This is a genomic window from Azospirillum endophyticum (genome assembly GCF_016595245.1).
Taxonomy (GTDB): Bacteria; Pseudomonadota; Alphaproteobacteria; order Azospirillales; family Azospirillaceae; genus Azospirillum; species Azospirillum endophyticum.
Genome location: NZ_JAENHM010000052.1, coordinates 15,927 through 38,173, shown reverse-complemented (window position 1 = coordinate 38,173; position 22,247 = coordinate 15,927). Strand labels below are relative to the sequence as shown.

Here is a 22,247-nt window from a genome sequence, read left to right as displayed (position 1 = left end):
TGGGGCATGCCCCACCCCCCAGGGCTTCTCTTCTAACAAAACTCAAAGACACAAGGGGTGCAGCCGGCCGAAGGCTGGGGAAATTCAGTTTGCACCCCCTCATCCCAACTCCTATCCCGCGAGTGGAGAGTGGCTTTTTCAATTTCAAACTGTGCACCTTGTTGCAGAAGCAAGATCTGTGCATCCCGTAGCCTCAAGGGGGAGAGGGCTCGTAAGCGGTCGCCTGACCCTGACCCCGTTGCCCCGGCGCCGATACGCGGCAGATGGAACGTCCCCCGGAAAGTGTTCCACGCTGTTCCACCTCCCCGCCGGATATGTACCACCCAACCTGAGGATGCCTCTGCCACGCCGCTCCTTCGCAAATCGTTTGAAACTCTTTCCCCCGCTGCCGATCTGGTGACAGAGTTAACGTCGGTGAAATACTGCAGTCTATCGCCACCGCTTCATCGGGAGCAGCCATGCGCCAGCGCCTCCGCTTCTATCTCGGCGACGAGCTTCGGGAGATCGACGCGGTCGACCCGACCCTGACGGTGCTCGACTGGCTGCGGCTGTCGGAACGGCGGGTCGGCACCAAGGAAGGCTGTGCGGAGGGCGATTGCGGCGCCTGCACCGTGGTGGTCGGCCGGCTGGACGGCGACACCCTGCGCTACGAGGCGGTGAACGCCTGCATCCGCTTCCTCGCCACGCTGGACGGTTGCCGTCTGCTGACGGTGGAGCATCTGAAGGGGCCGAACGGCACGTTGCACCCGGTTCAGCAGGCGATGGTGGAGTGCCATGGCTCGCAATGCGGCTTCTGCACGCCGGGCTTCGTCATGTCGCTGCTGACGCTCTACCTGAACGAGGAACGGCCCGACGGCCAGAGGATCGATGACGCGCTGGCCGGCAACCTGTGCCGCTGCACCGGTTACGAGCCGATCGTCCAGGCCGCCCATGCCATGTACGCGATCGGCGACCGATCCTCGGACAGGGTCGCCGACCGGGCTGCGATGGCGGAGAAGCTGAAGGCCCTGCGCGACGAGGAGATCCTCGACGTCGGTGCCGGTGGACGCCGCTTCCTGGCGCCGGCCACCGTGCCGCAGCTGGCCCGGCTCCTGCTCGACAGCCCCGGCGCCACCATCGTGGCGGGGGCGACCGATGTCGGGCTGTGGGTGACCAAGTTCCAGCGCGTGCTGGCGACCGTCGTCTATACCGGCCGCGTCCGCGCCCTGCGGCGGATCGAGGATCGCGGCGACGCGCTGGTGATCGGGGCCGGCGCGACCTACAGCGACGCGGCGGCCCACATCGCCGCGCTCTATCCCGATTTCGGCGAACTGATCCGCCGCATCGGGGCGGAGCAGGTGCGCAACATGGGCACCATCGGCGGCAACATCGCCAACGGCTCCCCCATCGGCGACACGCCGCCGGCCCTGATCGCCTGCGGCGCCACCCTGCGGCTGCGCCGCGGCGAGGAGACGCGCGAACTGCCGCTGGAGGCGTTCTTCCTCGACTACGGCAAGCAGGACCGCCGCGAGGGCGAGTTCGTCGAGGCGGTGATCCTGCCCAAGCCGGCGGCGGGAATGCGCTTCCGTGCCTACAAGATCGCCAAGCGCTTCGACCAAGACATCTCCGCGGTCTGCGGCGCCTTCCGCCTGACGCTGGACGGCGAGGGCCGCGTCGCCGACATCCGCATCGCCTTCGGCGGCATGGCCGGCACGCCGAAACGCGCCGCCGGGGCCGAGGCGGCGCTGCTGGGCCGTCCCTGGACCGAGGAAACCGTCCGCAGGGGCATGGACGCGCTGGCGGACGACTACAGCCCGCTGACGGACTGGCGGGCCAGCGCGGGCTATCGCTCCACCGTGGCCGCGAATTTGCTGATGAAGCTGTATGTCGAGACCAGCGACCCGGCGGCGGAGACCCGTCTGGTCGGCGACCGGAGGCTTGCTCATGCCTGATGCACTGGGGCCTGACGTCACGACCCCGATCGCTCCGGCTCCGGATCGCATCCAGGGCGCCGCCCACGACTCCCGCCGGCACGAGAGCGCCCACAAGCATGTCAGCGGCGAGGCGGTCTATGTCGACGACATCGCCGAGCCGGCCGGTCTGCTGCATGTCTATCTGGGCTTGAGCAGCCGGGCGCATGCCCGCATCCGTTCCATCGACCTGTCGCCGGTCCGTCGGGCGCCCGGCGTCGTGGCGGTCTTCACCGCCGACGACGTGCCGGGGGTGAACGACATCGGCTGCATGGGCAAGCATGACGAGCCGCTGTTCGCCTCCACCCTGGTCGAGCATGTCGGCCAGCCGGTCTTCGCCGTCGCCGCCGAAACCCGCGACCAGGCCCGCCGCGCCGCCCGGCTGGCGGTGATCGAGTATGAGGATCTGCCGGCCGTCCTGACCATCGCCGCCGCCCGCGACGGCGCCCCCGACGGTGCACACACGCTGGTCACGGCGCCGATGACGCTGGCGGTCGGCGATGCCGATGCGGCGCTGGCCGAAGCTCCGCACCGCATCGAGGGCCGGCTCGCCATCGGCGGGCAGGAGCATTTCTACCTGGAAAGCCAGATCGCCATGGCGGTGCCGGGCGAGGATGGCGAACTGCTGATCCATGTCTCGACCCAGCACCCGACGGAGGTGCAGCACATCGTCGCCCATGTCCTGGACATTCCCGGCGCCGCGGTGACGGTGGAGGTGCGGCGGATGGGCGGCGGCTTCGGCGGCAAGGAGACGCAGTCGAACCTGTTCGCCGCCTGCACCGCGCTGGTCGCCAGCCGCACCGGCCGCGCCGCCAAGCTGCGTCCCGACCGCGACGACGATTTCCAGATCACCGGCAAGCGCCATGATTTCGAGATTGACTACCGCGTCGGCTTCGACGACGACGGGTTGATCCAGGGTGTCGGCATGCTGTTCGCGGCACGGGCCGGCTATGCCGCCGACCTGTCCGGCCCGGTGACCGACCGCGCGCTGTTCCATGCCGACAACGGCTATTTCTACCCGGCCGCCCGGTTGCAATCGCTGCCGCTGAAGACCAACACGGTGTCCAACACCGCCTTCCGCGGCTTCGGCGGTCCGCAGGGCATGGTGGCGGCGGAACGGCTGATCGACGAGATCGCCTTCGCGCTCGGCAAGGACCCGCTGGAGATCCGCAAGCGGAACTTCTACGGGACCGATCCCGAAGCGGACGGCCGCAACCTGACGCCCTACCACCAGACCGTCACCGACAACATCCTGCCGGAGCTGGTGGCGCAGCTTGAGGAGACGTCCGGCTATTGGCAGCGCCGGGAAGAGATCCGCGCCTTCAATGCCGGGAGCCGCATGCTGCGCAAGGGGCTGGCGCTGACGCCGGTGAAGTTCGGCATCTCCTTCACCGCCACCCATTACAACCAGGCCGGCGCCCTGGTCCATGTCTACACCGACGGCAGCATCCAGCTGAACCATGGCGGCACCGAGATGGGGCAGGGGCTTTACACCAAGGTCGCCCAGGTGGTGGCTGAGGAGTTCCAGGTCGACATCTCCACCATCCGTCCGACCGCCACCAACACCGGCAAGGTGCCCAACACCTCGGCCACCGCGGCCTCGTCGGGGGCGGATCTGAACGGCAAGGCGGCGCAGGCGGCGGCCCGCACCATCCGGGAACGGCTGGTCGCCTTCGCGGCGGAGGCCTGGGGCGTCGCGCCCGACGCGGTGCGCTTCGAGCGCAACCGGGTGTGGGCCGGCGACCGCGAGATGAGCTTCGCCGATCTGGTGCGCGCCGCCTATATGGCGCGGGTCCAGCTGTCGGCCACCGGCTTCTACAAGACGCCGAAGATCCATTGGGACCGCGCGGCCGGGCGCGGCACGCCCTTCTATTACTTCGCCTATGGCGCGGCCTGCGCCGAGGTGACGGTGGACACGCTGACCGGCGAATATGTCGTCGACCGGGTGGACATCCTGCACGACTGCGGCCGCTCGCTGAACCCGGCCATCGACCGGGGCCAGATCGAGGGCGGCTTCGTCCAGGGCATGGGCTGGCTGACCATGGAGGAGCTGTGGTGGGACGGGCAGGGGCGGCTGCGCACCCACGCCCCCAGCACCTACAAGATCCCGGCCTGCTCCGACCGGCCGCGCGTCTTCAACGTCGCGCTGCTGGAGAATGCGCCGAACCGCGAGGACAGCATATTCCGCTCCAAGGCGGTGGGCGAGCCGCCCTTCATGCTGGGCATGTCGGTGTTCCACGCCCTGTCCGACGCGGTGGCGAGCGTCGCCGGCCATCGGCTCTGCCCGCGGCTGGACGCCCCGGCGACACCGGAGCGGGTGCTGGCCTGCATCGCGGCTCTGCGGGAGCGGGAGGCGGCGTCTCCCCGATCATGACGCCGCTCTCCGCCACGCTCTCCGACTGGCTCACTCTCGACCAACCCGCCGTGCTGGTGACCGTCGCCGAGGCGCGCGGCTCCACCCCGCGGGAGGAGGGGGCCGGCATGCTGGTGGGTCGGGAGGCCTGCGCCGGCACCGTCGGCGGCGGCCGGCTGGAATGGACCGCCATCGCCGCCGCACGGCGGATGCTGGAGGACGGCGCCGCGGCCGAAACGCTCGATCTGCCCCTGGGGCCGGCGACCGGGCAATGCTGCGGCGGCCATGTCGTGCTGCGGCTGGAGCGGGCCGATTCCGGCACCGTCGCCGCCTTGGAGGAACGGGAACGCCGGGCGCGCGAGGCCCGTCCCACCCTGCTGCTGTTCGGTGCCGGCCATGTCGGTCGCGCCATGGCGAGTGCCTTCGCCCCGCTGCCGCTGCGCCTGCTGTGGATCGACGGCCGGGCGCAGGAATTTCCCGCCGCGATCCCCGCGGGCGTGGAGCGCGTCCTGACCGACAGTCCGCTCGACCCGCTGGCGGCGGCGCCCGCCGGGGCCGGCTATCTGGTGCTGACCCACAGCCACGCCCTGGATTTCGAGATCGCCGAGGCGGTCTTGCGCCGCGGCGACGCCGCCTATGTCGGCATGATCGGCTCGGCGACGAAACGCGCCAAGTTCGAGCGCTGGTTCCGGGCGCGCGGGCGCGACGCGGCTGCGCTGGAGCGGCTGACCTGTCCCATCGGCGCGGCGCTGACCGGCGACAAGCGGCCGGAGGTGATCGCCGCGCTCGTCGCGGCGGAACTGCTGGTGGCTTTGACACTCCCTCTCCCGCCCCGGGAGAGGGAAGGGGCCCAAGCTAAGCTTGGGAAGGGTGAGGGGTGATCCAAGGATCAGAATCCATGTCCGGATCACCCCTCACCCTCCCGCCTACGGCGGGTCCCTCCCTCTCCCGGGGCGGGAGAGGGTATTTATCACCCCATCGCCTCCGCTCCCGACACCAGCTCGATCAGCTCCGTCGTGACCTGCTCCTGGCGCAGATGGCGGGCGGTGGCGGTCAGGTCGTCCAGGGTGGTTTCGATGTTGTGGCGGGCCGTCATCATGGTGGAGAGCCGCGCGGCGTTCTCCGCGGCGAAGCTTTCCATCGCCGCGTCGGCCAGCAGGGCGAAGACATACTCGTCCACCAGCCGGGCGATCAGGTCGCGGGGCGGCATGTTGATCAGCGGCGGCCCCCTCCGGGTCCCGTCCCGCGCCAAGCCGAGCGGCAGCAGCGGCCGGCGCACCAGCTCCGGCGGCGCACCGGCGTTGGTGCGGCCAAAGAGCAGTTCCACCCGGCCCAGGCCTCCCTCCGCCGCCGCGCGGTAGAGCGCCTCGGCGATGCGCCGGGCGGTGGCGGTGACGGCGTCGGCGCTGGTCGCCATCGCCGTGGTCCAGGCCGGCGGGCGTCCGCGCTCCTCCAGCAGGGCGGCGCCGCGCAGCCCCGCCACCCACAGCGCGCAACCGGGCGGCGCATCCAGCGCCGCGTCGACCAGCTTTTCGGCGAAGGCCCCGACGAAGCCGTGTTCCGGTGCGAACAGCACCAGCGCGGACCGGCCGTGCCCGTTCGCCGGCCACTGCATCGGCGCGTCGTCCAGCAGCGCCGTCGCCTGGGCCAGCGCCCCGGCGATGACCTCGGCATAGGCGCGGGTGCCGGCCAGCGTGCTCAGCGCCTGCTGCAGCCGCATCGCGGCGAGCGAGCGCATGACGTCGGTCACCGCCTCCAGATCCTGGACGCTGGCCCGCCGGGCCTCGACCTCCGTCAGCCGTTCGGTCATGGCGGCCCTCCGCCAAGCCCGGCAACGGCCTGCGCGATCAGGTCCCGCAGTGCCGTCCTGGTGGCGTCGTCCAGCGTCCCGCCGATCCGCGGCGGGCGGGTGGCGACCAGACCGGCCAGCGCCGTCTGGAAACGCGGGATCGCCTCCGGCGGCAAGCCGTCCAGCGTGCCGTCGGCCAGCGCCAGCAGCTGTGCCGCCTGGACCGCCAGCGGCCGGGGGGACAGGTGGCGTTGAGCCAGCAGGGCGCGCATGCGCTGGCCGTGCGCCACCGCCTTGCGCGTCCGCTCATCCACCAGCCCGCCGAAGCGGGTGAAGACCTCCAGTTCCAGAAACTGGGCATAATCGAGCCGCAGCGGCTCGGCCAGCGTGCGCAGCACCGGCGGCTGCGCCCTGCCGCCGACCCGCGACACGCTGCGGCCGATGTCCACCGCCGGCTTCTGCCCCTCGTAGAACAGCTTGGCATCCAGGCAGACCTGCCCGTCGGTGATCGAGATCAGGTTGGTCGGGATGTAGGCCGACAGGTTGCCGCCCTGCGTCTCGGCGATCGGCAGGGCGGTCAGCGATCCGCCGCCCTTCGCGGGGCTCAGCTTGGCGGCGCGCTCCAGCAGGCGGCTGTGCAGGTAGAAGACATCGCCCGGATAGGCCTCCCGTCCCGGCGGGCGGCGCAGCAGGAGCGAGAGCTGGCGGTGGACCGCCGCATGCTTGGTCAGATCGTCGACGATCACCAGGGCGTGCCGGCCGCTGTCGCGGAAATGCTCGGCCATGGTGAAGCCGGCATAGGGCGCCAGCCATTGCAGGCCGGGAGCGGAATCGGCGGCAGCGATGACGAACAGGGTGCGCGCCGCCGCGCCGCCCTGGCGCACCGCCTCGATGGCCGCACGCACGCCGGACGCCTTCTGCCCGACCGCGACATAGACGCAGAACACGTCTCCGTCGGTCTGGTTGAGTATGGCGTCCACCGCGATGGCGGTCTTGCCGGTGGCGCGGTCGCCGATCAGCAGCTCGCGCTGGCCGCGGCCGAGCGGGACCATGGCGTCGACGACCGCGGTGCCGGTCAGCAGCGGTTCCGACACCGCTGCACGCTCCGCGATGGTCGGGGCCGGACGCTCCACCGGCTCCCATCGTTCGGCCTCCACCGGTGGGCCGTCGTCCAGCGGAATGCCGAGCGGGTCGACCACCCGCCCCATCAGCGTGTCGCCGACCGGCACGCGCAGAACCGTGCCGGTGCCATGGACAATGCCGCCGGCCGCGACCGCGGTGGCGTCGCCCAGCAGGACGCAGCCGATGCGGTCGTCCAGATCCGTGGCGAGCCCGGCGACGCCACCGGGGAACAGCAGAAGCTCGTCCACCCGTATGTCCGGCAGGCCGGAGACATGGGCGATCCCGTCGCCCACCGACTCCACCCGGCCGACCGATTCGAGTTTCGCGCCGATTTCCAGCCCGTCGAGCCGGCGCAGCGCGTCCGGCATCCAGGCGTCCAGCGCGTCTTCAAGCGACGGCATCGGCATCGACTCTTGCGGAGTCATGGCGCGTCATCTCCTCCTTCGCCTCGGCCAATGTCTGCTTCCAGCTGCGGCGGACGACGCTGTGTGCAAAATGCAGTTCCACCCCGGCGATCAGCGAGCTATCCTCGACCACATCCAGCGCCACCGGCCGGCCGAGCGCCGCCGCCAGCCGGTCCCCCGCACGCGTGGCATCCTCCGCGGGCAAAGAGTTGGCTGCGACGACATGCACCGGCACCGGCGCGACCCCATTCGCCAGGGCATGGCGCCGCGCGTCGCTCAATCCCTCCACCGCGGCGAGCGCCTCATCCAGCAGCGGGCGGGTCAGCACATCGGCGGGAGCGTCGCGCAATAGGCGGGCCGCCAGTGCGGCCCCGAGTTCCGCGGCCTGACGCCGAAGCGCGGCCAACGCTTGCTCCCGCTCTTCGGCCAGCCGGCCGCGGCTCTCCTCCAACGCCCTGTCCGCCTCGGTCCGCGCCTTTTCGAGCAGGGCGGTGCGTTCGGCCTCGGCTTCGGCGCGGGCTGCGGCGATCAGGCGGTCGCGTTCGGCGGGCAGCGCGGTCCGCTGCGCCTCCAGGTCCCGCCTTGCCGTCTCGGCAGCTTGGCGCGCGGCCTCGGCCTCGGTCCGAACCTGTTCGGTGACGGCCTGCCGTTCGGCGATCACCGCCAGGACCGGGCGATAGAGGAAGCGGCGCAGCAGCCAGACCAGGATCAGGAAATTGACCGCCTGGAGCAGGATCGTCCAACCGTCGATGTGCATGACGGCCTCCCGGCCGGTAGGCCCGGTTTCAGGCGAAGGGGTTGGCGAACAGCAGCAGCAGGGCGATGACGAGGCAGTAGATCGCCATGGTCTCGATCATCGCCAGACCGACGAACAGGGTGCGCGACAGCGTGTTGGCGGCCTCCGGCTGGCGGGCGATCGCCTCCATTGCGGCGGCGACGGCGCGGCCTTCGGCCAATGCCGGGCCGATGGCGCCGACCGACACCGCCAGCGCGGCGCCGAGAATGCTGATGCCATGGACGTCCATGGTTCCTATCCCCTCTCGATCGTTCCGACGGCCCCGCCGATGAAGACGGCGGCTAGCACGGTGAAGATGTACGCTTGCACGAGGCCCAGCAGCAGCTCCAAGGCCATCAGCGGCACCGGCACGAACAGGCCGGCCAGCGACAGCACGATGGCGATGACGAATTCCCCGCTCATCACGTTGCCGAACAGGCGGATGGACAGCGAGAAGGCGCGCGTCAGCTCCGACAGCAGGTTCAGCGGCAGCAACAGCGGGGTGGGATGGGCGAAGCCCTTCAGATAGGCCCACAGCCCGCGCCGGCGGATGCCCAGCGCCTGCGAGGACAGCAGCACCACCAGGGCCAGCGCCGCCGCCGTCTCCAGGGAGGCGGTCGGCGCCTTCAGTCCCGGAACCAATCCTGATAGGTTGGCGATCGCCAGATAGAGGAACAACGTGCCGAGCAGCGGCAGGAAGGGCGTGGCGTCGGTCTGCATCGTCTCGGCGATCTGCCGGCGCAAGGTCTCCACCACCAGTTCCAGCACGGTCTGGACCGGGCCGGGCCGCTCCACCCGCAGCCGCCGGGCCGCCAGCGCCGACCCCAGCGCCATCGCCGCCATCAGGCCCCAGGTGACGACGACCGGCAGGGTGACCGGGACCGGACCCAGCAGGAAGACCACCGGCGTCGTCAGGGGAGACCCGGTCATGGTGCCCTCTCCTGCACTCGCCTTTCACGCCGGATCACGACCGTGCGGGCCAGTTGGAAGCCGGCCAGCATCGCCAGCAGCACTTCCGCCCCACCCCAGATCGCGGCGAAGGTAAAGCCGGCCGTGGCCCCGGCCAGCCGCAGCAGATAGAGCGGGACCGCCCGGCGGACCCCGCCCACCGCATAGAGCCGCGCCGTGGCGGCCAGCCCGCGGAAGAACAGGGCGCCAAGCGTCAGACCGGCCAAGGCGCCGGCAAGGACGGGGATGAGAAGCGGGACGATGGTCACGTCAGCGCTCCTGCCCGATCCGGTTCCAGGCGAGCCATCCGCCGAGCGCCACGCCCGCGAACAGCAGCGCTGCCGTCCAGAAGATCCCGCCGCCGGCCCGTTCATCCAGCCAGCGCCCGGCGAACAGGCCGGCCAGCGTCGGCACGATCACCAGCCAGCCCAACGCCCCGATCAGGGCAAGGTTGCGGCCCATCGGACGTTCCCCTTCGCGCAGCCATTGTTCCCGCCGCTTCCGCTTGCGGCGGATGCTGTCCGCAAGCGGGTCCTGCTCGTCGGTCATGGCACGTCCTCCCTGCTGTCCAAGGTGGAGGCAAAAGGATTGCCCGCGCGGCGGTCCGGCCGCAGATAGGTCAGGATGTGGCGAATCGCGGCCAGATGCATACGGCGTGCGCCGGACCGGGCCTCTCCCTCCTGCTCCAGGTTTCGGCGGAAGCGGACCAGCACGTCGCGTTCCAGCGCGCGCAGGTCGTCACCAAGCACCGCTTCCCGTGTCGCAACGGCGATTTGCACGCCGTCCCGGACGGTCAGCACGCCGCCGCGCACGGCGCAATGGCCTTCGCGGCCGTCGGAGGTCCGCCAGTTGATGACGGAGATCGCCAGGGCGGTCAGCAGGTCGGCATGGCCGGGCCAGATGCCGAAGGCGCCGCTGGCGTCCTCCGCCCGCAGATGACGGATGTCGGTGAGGCGGGCGGCGACGGCGGTAGGGGTCGTGATGATGAGGGAGAGGTCGTTCATCCCATCCTCCCTGCGCTGTCGCGCTCGCGGACCCGGTCCAGGGTGCCGGTCATGAAGAAGGCGCTTTCGGCCCAGTCGTCGCATTCGCCGTCCAGGATGGCGCGGCAGCCCTTCAGCGTCTCCTCCAGCGGCACGCTGACTCCGCCATGGCCGGTGAAGGCCTCCGTGACCTGGAAGGGCTGGGTCAGGAAGCGCTGCAGGCGGCGGGCACGGCGCACGGCCAGCCGGTCGGCGGCGCTCAACTCCTCCATGCCCAGCAGTGCGATGACGTCCTGGAGTTCGCGGTAATGGGCGATGGTCATGCGCACCTCTTCCGCCAGCCGGTAATGCACCTCCCCTACGATCAGCGGGTCGAGCAGGCTGGAGGTGGAGGCCAGCGGGTCGACCGCCGGATACAGCCCCTCCGCCGCCATGGGCCGCGACAGTACGATGGAGCTGTCGAGATGGCTGAACAGCTCCGCCACCGCGGGATCGGTGAAGTCGTCGGCCGGGACATAGACCGCCTGGATCGCGGTCACCACCGCACCGAGGGTGGAGGCCACGCGCTCTTCGAGCTCGGCGATCTCGCTGGCAAGCGTGGGTTGGTAGCCGACGCGCGAGGGCAGGCGGCCCAGCAGCCCCGACACCTCCGCACCGGCCTGGACGAAGCGGAAGACATTGTCCATCAGCAGCAGCACGTCGCGGTGCTGTTCGTCGCGGAAATGCTCGGCGATGGTCAGCGCGGTCAGCCCGACGCGCCAGCGTGCTCCCGGCGGCTCGTTCATCTGGCCGAAGATCAGGGCGGTGCGGTCGAGCACGCCGGAGCGCTGCATCTCCTCCCACAGCTCCTGGCCCTCGCGGGACCGTTCGCCGATGCCGGCGAAGACGGAGATGCCGGTGTGGCCTTCAACCATCTTGCGGATCAGCTCCATCACCAGCACCGTCTTGCCGACCCCGGCGCCGCCGAACATCGCGGCCTTGCCGCCACGCGCCAGCGGAGCCAGCAGGTCGATCACCTTGATGCCGGTCTCCATCGGCTCGCGATGCGGGTTGCGGCGGGCGAGCGGCGGCGGCGGCCGATGGATCGGCATCCGCGGCGTGCCGGGCGGCAGTTCCGGCCCGTCGTCACGCGCCAGCCCCATGACGTCGAGCAATCGGCCCAGCACCGCGTTTCCCACCGGTGCAGCGAGCGGGCCGCCGGTTGAGCGTGCCGGCGTGCCGCGCCGCAAGCCGGACGTCCCTTGAAGCGCGATGGCCCGCGCGGTCCGAGCATCGAGATGGCTCTGCACCTCCGCCACCAGACGTTCGGGACCGTCCCATAGGATGTCCACGGCTTCGAACAAGGGCGGGAGGGCCGCTTCGGGAAATCGGAGGTCGATGACGGAGCCGCGCACCGCGACCACCTGTCCGTCGACGGCCTTTGCCGGATCGAGAGAGGTGGACGGCGGAGGGTGGGCGGGCGATGGTGTAGACATGCTCACTCCAGCCGGTTGGAAACCGTGCAGGGCGGTGGTCCTCGCCGCATCGTCGGGACTGGAGGCTCCCCCCGACCTTCCCCCGATGGGCAGGGGAAGGAGCGCCTGGATGCTTTTGCGGATGTCTCCGATGAAAGCGGCGCCGTCGGGGTGGAGGGCAATGCGTCAACCAGATCGACCACCGGATTCGACGATAGACCCGATTTGCCGCCTGCTGCATTGCGTCAAATCAAACCCTGCCCCCTCGAATTGTCTTGACCGGAGTGGAGGGGCGGCCTGGTCTCCGGCCGAGCGCCCGATCTTCCGCCCGGATACGGACGGCGAGCATTGCCCCGTTGAGAATGGAGAAGACGAGCGCGTAACCGGCCATTCCGAAGGCGAGCGGAAGAGCGGCGATCTCGACCGCAACCGCCAGATAGTTTGGATGATGGGTGAAGCGGTAGGGGCCGCTGCAAACCGGTGGCTCTGCGCGAAGCACAAGGATCCGGGTGGTCCAGCGTTGCCCCAGCGTCACCTGAACCCATAGGCGGAGTGCCTGCATGACGAGGAAGAGTGCCAGCCAGACCGGATCGACCGGCCGGACCGACGCGATGCCCGTTTCCGGATTCCATTGAGATGTCCACAGGGCGGTTCCCCAGAGACCCGCCAGCCAGCCGACATGCAGCAGCACCATCCACGGGTAATGGCCGCGCCCATGTTCCTGCGCACCTTGGACCAGCAGCGCCGCGCGGTTGCGCCGGTCGATGACCAGTTCGCTCAGGCGCTGGACCGTCACCAACAGCATGATGATGATCGGCCCAGCCGTCATCGGAGCAGTCATCGTCGGCCCCGCCGAATCGTGATCAGGTTGGCGGAAAAGCCGGGACCGAGTGCCAGCAACGCCGCCCGGTCCGGCAACCCTGCCCGGCGTGCCCGGTCCAGCACGAACAGCACCGTGGGGGCGGACATGTTGCCGTGATCGGCCAGCACCGCCCGTTCATGGTCGAGGCTGCCGGTCTCCAACCGCAGCACCTCCTCCAGCGCCGCCAGCACGCGGGTGCCGCCGGGGTGGCAGATGAACCGGCCGATCTGCTCGTCGTCCGCGCCGCATTGGGCGAGCAGCCGGGCAAGGGCGGGACGGAGGTGGGTCTGCAGGAATTGCGGCAGCGCTGCCGACAGGACGATGCCGAACCCGCCATCGTCGATGCGCCAGCCCATGATGTCCTCCGATCGCGGGAACAGATGCTGGCCCGCGCCGTCGATGACGGCGAAGGCGCGCTCGCCGGTTCCGCCGCGCAGCACGCAGGCGGCGGCGCCATCGCCGAACAGAGCAGTGGCGACCAGGTTGGCGCGGCTGCCGTCATCCTGGCGGAAGGCGAGGCTGCACAGCTCCATGGTCACGAACAGCACGGTGCGGTCCGGCGCCGCCGCCGTCAGCCTCGCGGCGGTCGCCAACCCCGCAACGCCGCCAGCGCAGCCGAGTCCGAACAGCGGCACCCGCTCGATGTCGGGCCGGAAGCCCATGGCTTCGGCAAGCTGGGCTTCCAGGCTCGGCACCGCGAAGCCGGAGGAAGAGGAAACGACCATGCAATCGATCTCGGCGGGATCGACGCGGGCATCGGCCAGGGCTGCGGTCGCCGCCTGGACGAACAGGGCTGCCGCTGCCTGCCGGTAGGCGTCCATGCGGTCGCTCCAGCCATGGGGAGCGGCATACCAGTCCGCCGGCCGGGCGCAGTGCCGCCGGACGATGCCGGTGTTGGTGAAGACCCGTCCGAACTGGGGGAAGTCGGAAAGCCGGTCGCCGAAGATGCGGGTGGTGAGGAGGGCGGCCTCTTCCTGTGTCAGGACATGCGGTGGCAGGCCGAGGCCCAGGCCAAGCAAAGCCACGGGTGGGAACACGGTGACGGCTCCATTCGCAAAATCGCGGCTGCAGCGGGGATGCTGGCGGCGCGGCGGGTGGGGAACACGGCGGCGTGGTCATCTATTCGGCAGCGGAAAGCGGCCGAAAAAACTTATCCGCGACCGAATAGGCGGCGGAGGTGGCGTGTTGTCCGCCAGCGCCGCGATACGGCGAACCGTCACCCGTCGAACTCAGGAGAAGTCATGATGAGCGTTCGTTTGAAGGTCGGCCGTGCCACCCTGGCCGGTCTGCTGTGCGCCGCCGTTCTCGGCACCGGCCTGCTGGCCCCCGTCTCCGCCCGCGCCATGGGCGACGACACGACCCCGACCTGCAAGCCGGGGGAGGTCTATGACAAGAAGGCCAAGCAGTGCGTCAAGCAGAGCGGTGCCAACCTCAGCGACGACAACATCGCCGACTACGCCTATTCCCTGGCGAAGGCGGAGCGCTATCAGGAGGCGCTGGACATCCTTGGGACGGCGCGCAACCAGGACAGCCCCGTCGTGCTGAACTACCGTGGCTATGCCACCCGCAAGCTCGGCCGCATCGACGAGGGCATCGGCTATTACCTGAAGTCGGTTGCCGCCGATCCGTCCTACCCCAAAGTCCGGGAATATCTCGGCGAGGCCTATGTGCTCAAAGGGCGTGTCGATCTGGCACGGGAACAACTGGCGGCCATCCGCAACATCTGCGGCACCGGATGCGAGGAGTATCGCGACCTGGAAGAGGCCATCGCCGCGCCGGCCAGGGGCTGACGGGTCACCGGTGGGAGCGCGTCCCGCGCAATCCGGGGGCGGTCCCGCCGCTTTGTTCAGTCGTCGGGAAGGCGGATGATGGCTATCTTCGAAGGCGGCCGTGAGGCATATGGGTGGTCGGGGCCGGTATTGCGTCGCCGGGACCGGATCGGACCGGATGCCATGCGAGGGAGCGGTGAGATCGCCAGCGAAGCGGAAGTCAGGCAGGGCTTGTCCGTCACCCTGCCGCGCCTGTGGCGATACGGCTTCGTCCTGTCGCGGCAGCGCGACTGGGCGGACGATCTGGTGCAGCAGACCTGCCTGCGGGCTCTGGAGCGGCACGGCCAGTTCCAGCCCGGCTCCCGCATCGACCATTGGCTGTTCGCCATCCTGAACTCGGTCTGGCTGAACGAGGTCCGGGCGCGTCGGGTCCGCTTCGGCCAAGGAACCGTGGAGGCGGAGACGAGCCTGGAAGTGGACGGCGCGCGCGAAGCCGAGGTGAAGGTGCTGGCGGGGCAGGTGATGCGGCTGGTCGGCGACCTGCCGGAAGCCCAGCGGGCGGCGGTGTTCCTCGCCTATGTGGAAGGCTTGACCTACCGCGAGGTCGCGGCGGTCCTCGACGTGCCGGTCGGAACGGTGATGAGCCGTCTGGCGGCGGCGCGGGCAAAGCTGGCGGACAGGATGAGCGACGGAGCGGCACGATGAGCGGAGAGAGCGACGAGTCCCCGATCCCCTCCGACGAGGAACTGACCGCCTTCATCGACGGCGAGCTGGAGGAAGCGCACCGCGCCCGGCTGCTCGCCCTGATGGAGCGCGATCCGGCGGTCGCCGCAAAGGTGGAGCATCTTTCTCGTGCCAGCCTGCCCTTCGGCGAGGCCTTCCGGCCCTTGCTGGACGCCGCCCCGGCGGCGGATCTGCAACGCATGCTCGACGGGATATCCGTGCCGCCGGTTGCCGCCAATGCGGTCGTTCCGATGACCCGCCGTCGTCTGTTCGGCGCCATCGCCGCCTCGGTGGCGGCAGGCGTGCTGGGAGACCGGATTCTGGTCGGGCTGCTTGGAACCGGCGACGGCGACGATTTGGCCGACGATGACGGCGGACCGGACCGGGAGCGCCACTGGCATGGCGTGGTCGCGCAATATATGGGGTTGTACACGCGGGAGACGCTGGGCGGGCCCACGCCCGGCCGCGACGCCCAGTCGGCCCAGCTCGCCGCCCTGAACCGGCCGCTCAACCTGTCCCTGACGCCGGAGGCGGTGGAGGTCGGTGGGGCGGAATTCCGCCGGGCGCAGATCCTGTCCTACGACGACATGCCGCTGGCCCAGATCACCTATCTCGATCCGCTCAGCGGTCCACTGGCGCTTTGCATCCTGCGCCGTCCGGGCACCGTGCGCGGGGTGGAGCAGGAAATGCGCGGCGGGCTGTCCATCGCCTATTGGAACGGCCCGGACCATGCCGCCCTGCTGATCGGCCGGCTGCCGTCAGCGGACCTGACGGTCAAGGCCGAAGCGGTCCGGCAGCGGCTGGCGATTTGATACGCTTGGCCTTCCGGCCGGGACAGGCTCGCCAGCGGCGGACCCACCCCGGCCGGGAACATCTCAGCCCATGATCTCGAACTTGATGCCCTGGGCCAGCGGCAGCGCCGAGGAGTAGTTCACCGTCGCGGTCTGGCGGCGCATGTAGGCCTTCCAGGAATCCGACCCGGACTCGCGACCGCCGCCGGTCTCCTTCTCGCCGCCGAAGGCACCGCCGATCTCGGCACCGCTGGGGCCGATGTTGACGTTGGCGATGCCGCAGTCGGACCCGGCAGCCGACAGGAAGCGCTCCGTCTCACGGAGGTCGGTGGAGAAGATGCAGGAGGACAGGCCCTGCGGCACCGCGTTCTGAAGCGCAATGGCTTCTTCCAGCGTGTCGTAGGTCAGGACGTAGAGGATCGGCGCGAAGGTCTCATGCCGCACCACCTCGGACTGGGCCGGCATTTCGACGATGGCCGGGGTGACGTAATAGGCGTTGGGGAAGCGGTCGGTCAGCGTACGCTCGCCGCCGGTGACGGTGCCGCCCTCGGCCTTCGCGGAGTCCAGCGCACGCTGCATCGCCTTGAAGGCGTCGGCATCGACCAGCGGGCCCATCAGCACGCCGGATTCCAGCGGGCTGCCGATCGACACCGAGGCGTAGGCCGCCTTCAGGCGTGGCAGTAGCTGGTCCTTGACCGAGCGGTGGACGATCAGCCGGCGCAGCGTGGTGCAGCGCTGGCCGCAGGTGCCGACGGCGGAGAACAGGATGGCGCGCAGCGCCATGTCGAGGTCGGCCGACGGTGCCACGATCATGGCGTTGTTGCCGCCCAGCTCCAGGATCGAGCGACCGAAGCGCTCGGCCACCACCTTGGAGACCTCGCGGCCCATGCGGGTCGAGCCGGTGGCCGAGACGATGGGGAAGCCGGGATGGGCGACCAAAGCCTCGCCGATCTCACGGCCGCCCTGGACGACCTGCGACAGGTTGGCCGGCGCATCGCCGAAACGGGCGACGGCGCGGTCGAAGATCACCTGGCAGGCGGCGGCGGTCAGCGGGGTCTTCTCCGACGGCTTCCAGACGACCGGGTCGCCGCAGACCAGCGCCAGCGCCGCGTTCCACGACCACACCGCCACCGGGAAGTTGAAGGCGGAGATGACGAGGCAGGGGCCGGCCGGGTGCCAGGTCTCGCGCATGGTGTGGCCCGGACGCTCGGACGCGATGGTCAGGCCGTAGAGCTGGCGCGACAGGCCGACGGCGAAGTCGCAGATATCGATCATCTCCTGCACTTCGCCCAGGCCTTCCTGGTAGATCTTGCCGGCTTCCAGCGAAACCAGGCGGCCGAGATCCTCCTTGGCGGCGCGCAGTTCCTCGCCCAGCAGGCGGACCAGCTCGCCGCGGCGCGGGGCCGGCACCGACCGCCACGCCTCGAAGGCGCGGGCGGCGTTGGCGACGATGTCCGACACCTGCGACGGCGCGGTCTCCGCCACCGTGGCGAGCGTGGCGCCATCGACCGGCGACCGGGCGGTCAGCCCGGCTCCGCTGGAGGTCAGGCCGAAACGGGAGAGGATGTCGCTGTGCTGCACCGGGGTGGCTCCTTGGGTCAAAAAGCGGAGGCGTTACTGGATAGATCCCGAAAACACCCATCTTCCCGACTGAAAGAGGGGGCCGATGGGGGAGAGACTTGAATCACTTCCCCTTGCCCGCCGCGCGGATCTCAGAAAGGGTCCGGGTCGGCGTCAGGGCTTCGGGATCGAGCTTGATGTGGAGGATCGCCGGCAGGCCGGAGGCGCGGGCGCGCTCGAAGGCCGGGGCGAACTGGTCGGTGGTCTCCACCGTCTCGCCATGGCCGCCATAGGCGCGGGCGAAGGCGGCGAAATCGGGATTCTGCAGTCCGGTGCCCGACACACGGCCAGGATATTCGCGCTCCTGATGCATGCGGATGGTGCCGTACATGCCGTTGTCGACGACCAGCACGATCACGGCGGCACCCTCCTGCACCGCGGTGCCGAACTCCAGCCCCGTCATCTGGAAGCAACCGTCGCCGGCGAAGCACAGGACGTCGCGGGTGCGGTGCTGCAGCTTGGCGGCGATGGCTGCGGGCAGGCCGTAGCCCATCGAGCCGCAGACCGGCGCCGCTTGCGTGCCGAACTGGCGGAAACGGTGGAAGCGGTGGATCCAGGTGGCGTAGTTGCCGGCGCCGTTTGTGAAAATGGCGTCGCGTTCCAGCCGCTCATCCAGCCAAGCCATGATGCGGCCCATTTGAACGTCGCCCGGGATCGCGTCGGGCGGGGTGCTCCATGCCTGGTAGGCGGCATGGGCGGCCTCGGCACGGGCAGCCCAGCTGGACTTTGCCGTCAGACTCAGTCCCGCCACCGCCTCCAGGAAGGCGGCCGGCGTGGCGACCATGCCAAGCGTCGGGCGATAAACGCGGCCGATCTCCTCGGCACCCGGGTGGATGTGGACCACGGCCCTGTCCGGATCGGGGATGCCCAGCAACCCGTAGCCCTGCGACGGCACTTCGGAGAACCGGTCGCCCAGCAGGATCAGCAGATCGCTGTCCTTGAGCAATGCAGTCAGCTTCGGATTGATGCCCAGCCCGACATCGCCGGCGTAAAGCGGGTGGCAATGGTCGAACAGCATCTGGCGGCGGAAGGTGACCGCAACCGGCAGGGTAAGCCGCTCGGCAAAAAGCTGAAGCGCCGCGACCGACTCCGCTGTCCAGCGCGAGCCGCCGACGACCAGCAACGGCCGCTCCGCCTTGGACAGCAGGGCGCCGAAGGACGCCACCTGCGCCTGCGTCGGAGCGCTGTCCACCGGCTCGGCCCGCGGAGCGGCGGCGGTGTCCGCCATTTCGGTCAGGGTGTCTTCCGGCAGGGCCAGCACCACCGGCCCGGGGCGGCCGGCCATCGCGGTGTGGAAGGCGCGGGAGATCATCTCCGGCACGCGGTCGGCGCTGTCGATCTCGGCGACCCATTTGCACATGCCGCCGAACAGCTTGCCGTAATCGACCTCTTGGAAGGCATCGCGACCGCGCATGCCGCGCTCGATCTGGCCGACCAGCACGATCAACGGCGTCTCGTCCTGCTGGGCGACATGGATGCCGGACGCGGCGTTGGTGGCGCCGGGGCCGCGGGTGACGAGGCAGACGCCGGGGCGGCCGGTCAGCTTGGCCTGCGCCTCCGCCATCATCGCCGCACCGCCTTCGTGGCGGCAGACGACCATCTCGATGGGGCTGTCGTGCAGGGCGTCCAGCACGGCGAGATAGCTCTCGCCCGGCACGCCGAACACCCGCCGTACGCCCTGCGCCTCAAGCGCCTCCACGACCAACTGACCACCGGTCTTCATCGCGAACCCGCCCCGCCTGTTCCGGATCTCCAGGATACCGACCCTGCCGTGCCCTGCGCCAGAGCGCAAACGACTTTCTTTCCATGGGTCATGAGCTTTGGTAATGAAGCGATCATGGATTTGCAGCGCCGTCTCCTTCCCTCCATGAGCATGCTGACCGCTTTCGAAGCGGCGGCCCGTACCGGCAGTTTCACCGCTGCGGCGGCGGAGCTCTCGCTGACCCAAGGGGCGGTCAGCCGGCAGATCAAGGCGCTGGAGGACCAGATCGGAACCCCTCTGTTCGTCCGCAAGGGCCAGCGGGTGACGCTGACGCCGACCGGGGCGCTCTATGCGGATCCGATCCGCGATGCGCTCCGCCAGATCGCGGCAGCCACCGTGCGGACCATCGCGGCGCCCAAGGGCGGCGTGCTGAACCTCGCCATCCTGCCGACCTTCGGCACGCGCTGGCTGGTACCGCGGCTGCCTGCCTTCCAGGCTGCCCACCCGCAGGTGACGATCCACTTCACCACCAAGCTGGCGCCCTTCGATTTCCGCCTTCACGACCTGGATGCGGCCATCCATTACGGATTCGGCGACTGGCCTGACGCCGTCTGCGACCATCTGCTGGACGAGGAGGTGCTGCCGGTCTGCGCCCCGGCCTTCCTCACGGCGCATCCGGTGGCGGAGCCGGCCGATTTGCTGGCTCTGCCGCTGCTGCACACCAGCACCCGTGCCGATGCCTGGACCGAGTGGCTATCGGCCCAGGGACTGGCTCCGCGTCCCGGTGCCGGCATGGTGTTCGAACAGTTCGCCACCACCGCCCAGGCTGCGGAGGCCGGGCTGGGCGTCGCCCTGCTGCCGACGCTGCTGGTCCGCGGCGAACTGGATGACGGCACCCTCGTCCCCGCCATGGACCGTCCCCACCGCAGCACGCGGGCCTATTACCTGGTCCACCCCCGCGGCAAGGCCAACCACCCACCCTTCGCCGCATTCCGCCAATGGCTGCTGACGGAGGCGCGGGGGGACCAGCTGGCCGGCTGAGTCCGGCTGAGCTATGCCGCCACCAGTTCCCCGGTCCCGTCGCCGTCGGGCCGGACTGCCAGCCGCCGGTCATGGAATGCAGCGAGGCTGGGGCGGTGGCCGACGCTGACCAGGGTGGTGCCGGGCAAGCGGTCGCGCAGCAGGCCGTAGAGCCGCTCTTCCGTCTCGGGATCGCAGGCCGAGGTCGCCTCGTCCAGAAAGAGCCAGTCGGGCTTGTGCAGCAGGGCGCGGGCGATGGCGATGCGCTGCTGTTCGCCGCCGGATAGGCGCTGGGTCCAGTGGTCTTCGTCCGCCAGACGGTCGGCGAAGCCGGCCATGCCGACGGCGCACAGCGCCTCACGCACCACCTCCGCCTCGAAGGAGTCAGCGGCGGCGGGGTAGGTGACGGCGGCGCGCAGGCTGCCGATGGGCAGGTAGGGCTTCTGCGGCAGGACCATGCTGCTGGCCGCCGTGTTTCCGGCCGGCAGCGCGATCCGGCCGCTGCCGAATGGCCAGATGCCAGCGACGGCGCGCAGGATCGTGCTTTTGCCCGAACCCGAAGGGCCGGTGATCAACAGCCTTTCGCCCGGCCGCACCGTCAGGTCGGCACGGACCAGCGGTATGCCGCCGGCGGGCAAGGTCAGGGCCAGCCCGTCCAGAGCCAGGACGCCGTCAGCTGCGGTGGCGCGCTCCACCCCCGGATGCTCGCGGCCAACCGCCTGCACTGTCTCCACCGCTTGGCGGAAGCCGGTCAGGCGGCTGGTGGTGGCATACCAGTCGGCCAAGTTGACGTAGGCGTCGATGAACCAGGACAGCGCGCCCTGCACCTGTCCGAAGGCTTGGGATGTCTGCATCAGCGATCCCAGCGGCAGCGCACCGCTGAAGTAACGCGGAGCGGCGACCAGCAGCGGAAAGATGATGGCGATCTGCCCGTATGCCGAGGTGAACCACACCAGCCGCTTCTGCGTGCGCATCAGCGACCACCAGTTGGCGACGATGCGGGCGAAGCGGTCACCGAAGCCGCGCGCCTCCTGTCCCTCCCCCTGCTGCAGGGCGACGCTCTCCGCGTTCTCGCGCAGGCGGACGAGCGAAAAGCGGAAGTCGGCCTCGTAACGCTCCTGGTCGAAGCTGAGGCGGGCGAGGGGCTTGCCGATCTTGTGGGTGATCCAGGTTCCGGCGACGGCATAGACCAAGGCAACCCAGACCATGTAGCCGGGCAGGTCGATGCCCAGCCAGGGGAGGGTCACCGACCCGGACAGGCCCCACAGGATGGCGAGGAAGGAGACCAGCGAGACCAGATTGGTCAGGAAGCCCAGCGACAGGCTCAGCGTCTGCTGTACGAAGCTGCGCACGTCCTCGGCGATGCGCTGGTCGGGGTTGTCGGTGCCGGTACCGACGAACTGGAGCCGGTAGTAGGTCTGGTTCTCCAACCAGTCGCCGAGATAGCGTTCCGTCAGCCAACGCCGCCAGCGGATTTGCAGCATCTGGTTCAGGTACAGGCGATAGACCGCCACCGCGATGAAGACCAGCGCCAGCGCGCCGAACACCAGCAGTGCATGGACGAAGCCGGGTTGATCCTTCTGCTGGAGCGCGTCGAAGATGTCCGCATTGATCTGGGTGAACCAGACATCCATGAACACCGCCGTCAGATTGAGGACGATGACTGCCGCCAGCAGGCCGCGCGCCGCCCACCTCTCTTCCGAGGACCAGTAGGGTTTCGTCAGCCGCCAGACGTCGGCGAGAAACCGGCGGGCGGCGGACAGGCGTCCGGTGACGGTCGGGCCGGGCGTGGGAATCGGGGAATAAGCAGTTACGGGCATCGGTCGGGCACTCGCAAGCGGCCGGGACGAGCCTTGCCGATTATCACCCTTTGCCGCCGCGGAGGCATGAATTCGCTGTCACTTGCCGCGGATCGCGTCCCAACCCGTCATCCCGGCGCGGATGTTCGCCCGAATCCGGCGGTCGGCCAAACGTATCCGCGGG

At 69.8% G+C, this 22,247-nt stretch carries 21 protein-coding genes; 7 read left to right on the top strand and 14 right to left on the bottom strand.

The features are described from left to right. The first annotated feature begins 458 nt into the window (after positions 1-458). The 3 genes from xdhA to xdhC are packed head-to-tail and all read left to right on the top strand — an operon-like array spanning position 459 to position 5,183. A complete protein-coding gene (xdhA, locus tag JHL17_RS17610) occupies positions 459-1,931 on the top strand; it encodes a xanthine dehydrogenase small subunit (protein ID WP_200194947.1) in 1,473 nt (490 codons plus the stop codon). Next, on the top strand, positions 1,924-4,323 hold the full coding sequence (xdhB, locus tag JHL17_RS17605) for a xanthine dehydrogenase molybdopterin binding subunit (protein ID WP_247893624.1): 2,400 nt from the start codon (positions 1,924-1,926) through the stop codon (positions 4,321-4,323). The genes xdhA and xdhB overlap by 8 nt, the downstream gene beginning before the upstream one ends. Beyond that, complete coding sequence (xdhC, locus tag JHL17_RS17600) at positions 4,320-5,183, top strand: xanthine dehydrogenase accessory protein XdhC (protein ID WP_247893623.1); 864 nt, start codon at positions 4,320-4,322, stop codon at positions 5,181-5,183. The genes xdhB and xdhC overlap by 4 nt, the downstream gene beginning before the upstream one ends. An 89-nt stretch (positions 5,184-5,272) precedes the next feature. Here the strand turns inward: xdhC and JHL17_RS17595 are convergent, their stop codons facing one another. The 11 genes from JHL17_RS17595 to JHL17_RS17545 form a co-directional block, all read right to left on the bottom strand. Next, the gene (locus JHL17_RS17595; protein WP_200194943.1) at positions 5,273-6,112 is read right to left on the bottom strand and encodes a F0F1 ATP synthase subunit gamma; all 840 of its coding nucleotides are present in this window, start codon (positions 6,110-6,112) and stop codon (positions 5,273-5,275) included. After that, positions 6,109-7,638 carry a F0F1 ATP synthase subunit alpha gene (locus JHL17_RS17590; protein WP_200194941.1) on the bottom strand — a complete coding sequence of 510 codons (1,530 nt, stop codon included), beginning with the start codon at positions 7,636-7,638 and terminating at the stop codon, positions 6,109-6,111. The genes JHL17_RS17595 and JHL17_RS17590 overlap by 4 nt, the downstream gene beginning before the upstream one ends. Further along, positions 7,601-8,374 (bottom strand): F0F1 ATP synthase subunit B family protein, encoded by a 774-nt coding sequence (locus JHL17_RS17585; RefSeq protein ID WP_200194939.1) that lies wholly within the window; start codon positions 8,372-8,374, stop codon positions 7,601-7,603. Before JHL17_RS17585 ends, JHL17_RS17590 begins: the two co-directional genes overlap by 38 nt. 28 nt (positions 8,375-8,402) lie before the next feature. Beyond that, positions 8,403-8,642 (bottom strand): F0F1 ATP synthase subunit C, encoded by a 240-nt coding sequence (locus JHL17_RS17580; protein ID WP_200194937.1) that lies wholly within the window; start codon positions 8,640-8,642, stop codon positions 8,403-8,405. Positions 8,643-8,647: 5 nt separating this feature from the next. Next, positions 8,648-9,322 carry a F0F1 ATP synthase subunit A gene (locus JHL17_RS17575; RefSeq protein ID WP_200194936.1) on the bottom strand — a complete coding sequence of 225 codons (675 nt, stop codon included), beginning with the start codon at positions 9,320-9,322 and terminating at the stop codon, positions 8,648-8,650. Next, a complete protein-coding gene (locus tag JHL17_RS37095; protein ID WP_345773831.1) occupies positions 9,319-9,609 on the bottom strand; it encodes an N-ATPase subunit AtpR in 291 nt (96 codons plus the stop codon). The genes JHL17_RS17575 and JHL17_RS37095 overlap by 4 nt, the downstream gene beginning before the upstream one ends. Before the next feature lies 1 nt (position 9,610). Continuing rightward, positions 9,611-9,889: an AtpZ/AtpI family protein gene (locus tag JHL17_RS17565; RefSeq protein WP_200194932.1), complete on the bottom strand. Its 279-nt coding sequence runs from the start codon at positions 9,887-9,889 to the stop codon at positions 9,611-9,613. Beyond that, positions 9,886-10,344, bottom strand: coding sequence for a F0F1 ATP synthase subunit epsilon (locus JHL17_RS17560; protein WP_200194931.1), 459 nt, complete (start codon positions 10,342-10,344; stop codon positions 9,886-9,888). The genes JHL17_RS17565 and JHL17_RS17560 overlap by 4 nt, the downstream gene beginning before the upstream one ends. Beyond that, positions 10,341-11,798 (bottom strand): F0F1 ATP synthase subunit beta, encoded by a 1,458-nt coding sequence (gene atpD, locus JHL17_RS17555; RefSeq protein WP_200194929.1) that lies wholly within the window; start codon positions 11,796-11,798, stop codon positions 10,341-10,343. Before atpD ends, JHL17_RS17560 begins: the two co-directional genes overlap by 4 nt. Positions 11,799-12,027: 229 nt before the next feature. Continuing rightward, positions 12,028-12,618: an isoprenylcysteine carboxyl methyltransferase family protein gene (locus tag JHL17_RS17550; protein WP_247893622.1), complete on the bottom strand. Its 591-nt coding sequence runs from the start codon at positions 12,616-12,618 to the stop codon at positions 12,028-12,030. After that, positions 12,615-13,676, bottom strand: coding sequence for a type III polyketide synthase (locus JHL17_RS17545; protein WP_345773830.1), 1,062 nt, complete (start codon positions 13,674-13,676; stop codon positions 12,615-12,617). The genes JHL17_RS17550 and JHL17_RS17545 overlap by 4 nt, the downstream gene beginning before the upstream one ends. A gap of 204 nt (positions 13,677-13,880) precedes the next feature. On the opposite strand from JHL17_RS17545, the gene JHL17_RS17540 reads away from it, so the two are divergent. The 3 genes from JHL17_RS17540 (at position 13,881) to JHL17_RS17530 (ending at position 15,943) form a co-directional block, all read left to right on the top strand. Continuing rightward, positions 13,881-14,429, top strand: coding sequence for a tetratricopeptide repeat protein (locus tag JHL17_RS17540; RefSeq protein WP_200194927.1), 549 nt, complete (start codon positions 13,881-13,883; stop codon positions 14,427-14,429). A gap of 162 nt (positions 14,430-14,591) precedes the next feature. Beyond that, complete coding sequence (locus JHL17_RS17535) at positions 14,592-15,113, top strand: RNA polymerase sigma factor (protein ID WP_200194925.1); 522 nt, start codon at positions 14,592-14,594, stop codon at positions 15,111-15,113. After that, on the top strand, positions 15,110-15,943 hold the full coding sequence (locus JHL17_RS17530; RefSeq protein ID WP_200194923.1) for an anti-sigma factor family protein: 834 nt from the start codon (positions 15,110-15,112) through the stop codon (positions 15,941-15,943). Before JHL17_RS17535 ends, JHL17_RS17530 begins: the two co-directional genes overlap by 4 nt. A gap of 63 nt (positions 15,944-16,006) precedes the next feature. Here JHL17_RS17530 and amaB read toward each other — a convergent pair whose 3' ends face one another. Continuing rightward, the gene (gene amaB / locus JHL17_RS17525; RefSeq protein ID WP_200194922.1) at positions 16,007-17,503 is read right to left on the bottom strand and encodes an L-piperidine-6-carboxylate dehydrogenase; all 1,497 of its coding nucleotides are present in this window, start codon (positions 17,501-17,503) and stop codon (positions 16,007-16,009) included. 103 nt (positions 17,504-17,606) lie between these two features. Next, complete coding sequence (locus JHL17_RS17520) at positions 17,607-19,265, bottom strand: thiamine pyrophosphate-binding protein (RefSeq protein ID WP_200194920.1); 1,659 nt, start codon at positions 19,263-19,265, stop codon at positions 17,607-17,609. 114 nt (positions 19,266-19,379) lie between these two features. Here JHL17_RS17520 and gcvA point away from each other — a divergent pair, with 114 nt between their 5' ends. Beyond that, positions 19,380-20,285 (top strand): transcriptional regulator GcvA, encoded by a 906-nt coding sequence (gene gcvA / locus JHL17_RS17515; RefSeq protein ID WP_200194919.1) that lies wholly within the window; start codon positions 19,380-19,382, stop codon positions 20,283-20,285. Between the two features lie 11 nt (positions 20,286-20,296). On the opposite strand, the gene JHL17_RS17510 is transcribed toward gcvA, so the two are convergent. Then, positions 20,297-22,084, bottom strand: coding sequence for an ABC transporter ATP-binding protein/permease (locus tag JHL17_RS17510; protein WP_200194918.1), 1,788 nt, complete (start codon positions 22,082-22,084; stop codon positions 20,297-20,299). Between the last annotated feature and the right edge of the window lie 163 nt (positions 22,085-22,247).

What these genes read in the sequence shown, in the direction of transcription:
- xdhA (WP_200194947.1), top strand. Translation starts at nt 459, where the DNA reads ATGCGCCAGCGCCTCCGCTTCTATCTCGGCGACGAGCTTCGGGAGATC.
- xdhB (WP_247893624.1), top strand. Translation starts at nt 1,924, where the DNA reads ATGCCTGATGCACTGGGGCCTGACGTCACGACCCCGATCGCTCCGGCT.
- xdhC (WP_247893623.1), top strand. Translation starts at nt 4,320, where the DNA reads ATGACGCCGCTCTCCGCCACGCTCTCCGACTGGCTCACTCTCGACCAA.
- JHL17_RS17595 (WP_200194943.1), bottom strand. Translation starts at nt 6,112, where the DNA reads ATGACCGAACGGCTGACGGAGGTCGAGGCCCGGCGGGCCAGCGTCCAG.
- JHL17_RS17590 (WP_200194941.1), bottom strand. Translation starts at nt 7,638, where the DNA reads ATGACTCCGCAAGAGTCGATGCCGATGCCGTCGCTTGAAGACGCGCTG.
- JHL17_RS17585 (WP_200194939.1), bottom strand. Translation starts at nt 8,374, where the DNA reads ATGCACATCGACGGTTGGACGATCCTGCTCCAGGCGGTCAATTTCCTG.
- JHL17_RS17580 (WP_200194937.1), bottom strand. Translation starts at nt 8,642, where the DNA reads ATGGACGTCCATGGCATCAGCATTCTCGGCGCCGCGCTGGCGGTGTCG.
- JHL17_RS17575 (WP_200194936.1), bottom strand. Translation starts at nt 9,322, where the DNA reads ATGACCGGGTCTCCCCTGACGACGCCGGTGGTCTTCCTGCTGGGTCCG.
- JHL17_RS17565 (WP_200194932.1), bottom strand. Translation starts at nt 9,889, where the DNA reads ATGACCGACGAGCAGGACCCGCTTGCGGACAGCATCCGCCGCAAGCGG.
- JHL17_RS17560 (WP_200194931.1), bottom strand. Translation starts at nt 10,344, where the DNA reads ATGAACGACCTCTCCCTCATCATCACGACCCCTACCGCCGTCGCCGCC.
- atpD (WP_200194929.1), bottom strand. Translation starts at nt 11,798, where the DNA reads ATGTCTACACCATCGCCCGCCCACCCTCCGCCGTCCACCTCTCTCGAT.
- JHL17_RS17550 (WP_247893622.1), bottom strand. Translation starts at nt 12,618, where the DNA reads ATGACTGCTCCGATGACGGCTGGGCCGATCATCATCATGCTGTTGGTG.
- JHL17_RS17540 (WP_200194927.1), top strand. Translation starts at nt 13,881, where the DNA reads ATGATGAGCGTTCGTTTGAAGGTCGGCCGTGCCACCCTGGCCGGTCTG.
- JHL17_RS17535 (WP_200194925.1), top strand. Translation starts at nt 14,592, where the DNA reads ATGCGAGGGAGCGGTGAGATCGCCAGCGAAGCGGAAGTCAGGCAGGGC.
- JHL17_RS17530 (WP_200194923.1), top strand. Translation starts at nt 15,110, where the DNA reads ATGAGCGGAGAGAGCGACGAGTCCCCGATCCCCTCCGACGAGGAACTG.
- JHL17_RS17520 (WP_200194920.1), bottom strand. Translation starts at nt 19,265, where the DNA reads ATGAAGACCGGTGGTCAGTTGGTCGTGGAGGCGCTTGAGGCGCAGGGC.
- gcvA (WP_200194919.1), top strand. Translation starts at nt 19,380, where the DNA reads ATGGATTTGCAGCGCCGTCTCCTTCCCTCCATGAGCATGCTGACCGCT.
- JHL17_RS17510 (WP_200194918.1), bottom strand. Translation starts at nt 22,084, where the DNA reads ATGCCCGTAACTGCTTATTCCCCGATTCCCACGCCCGGCCCGACCGTC.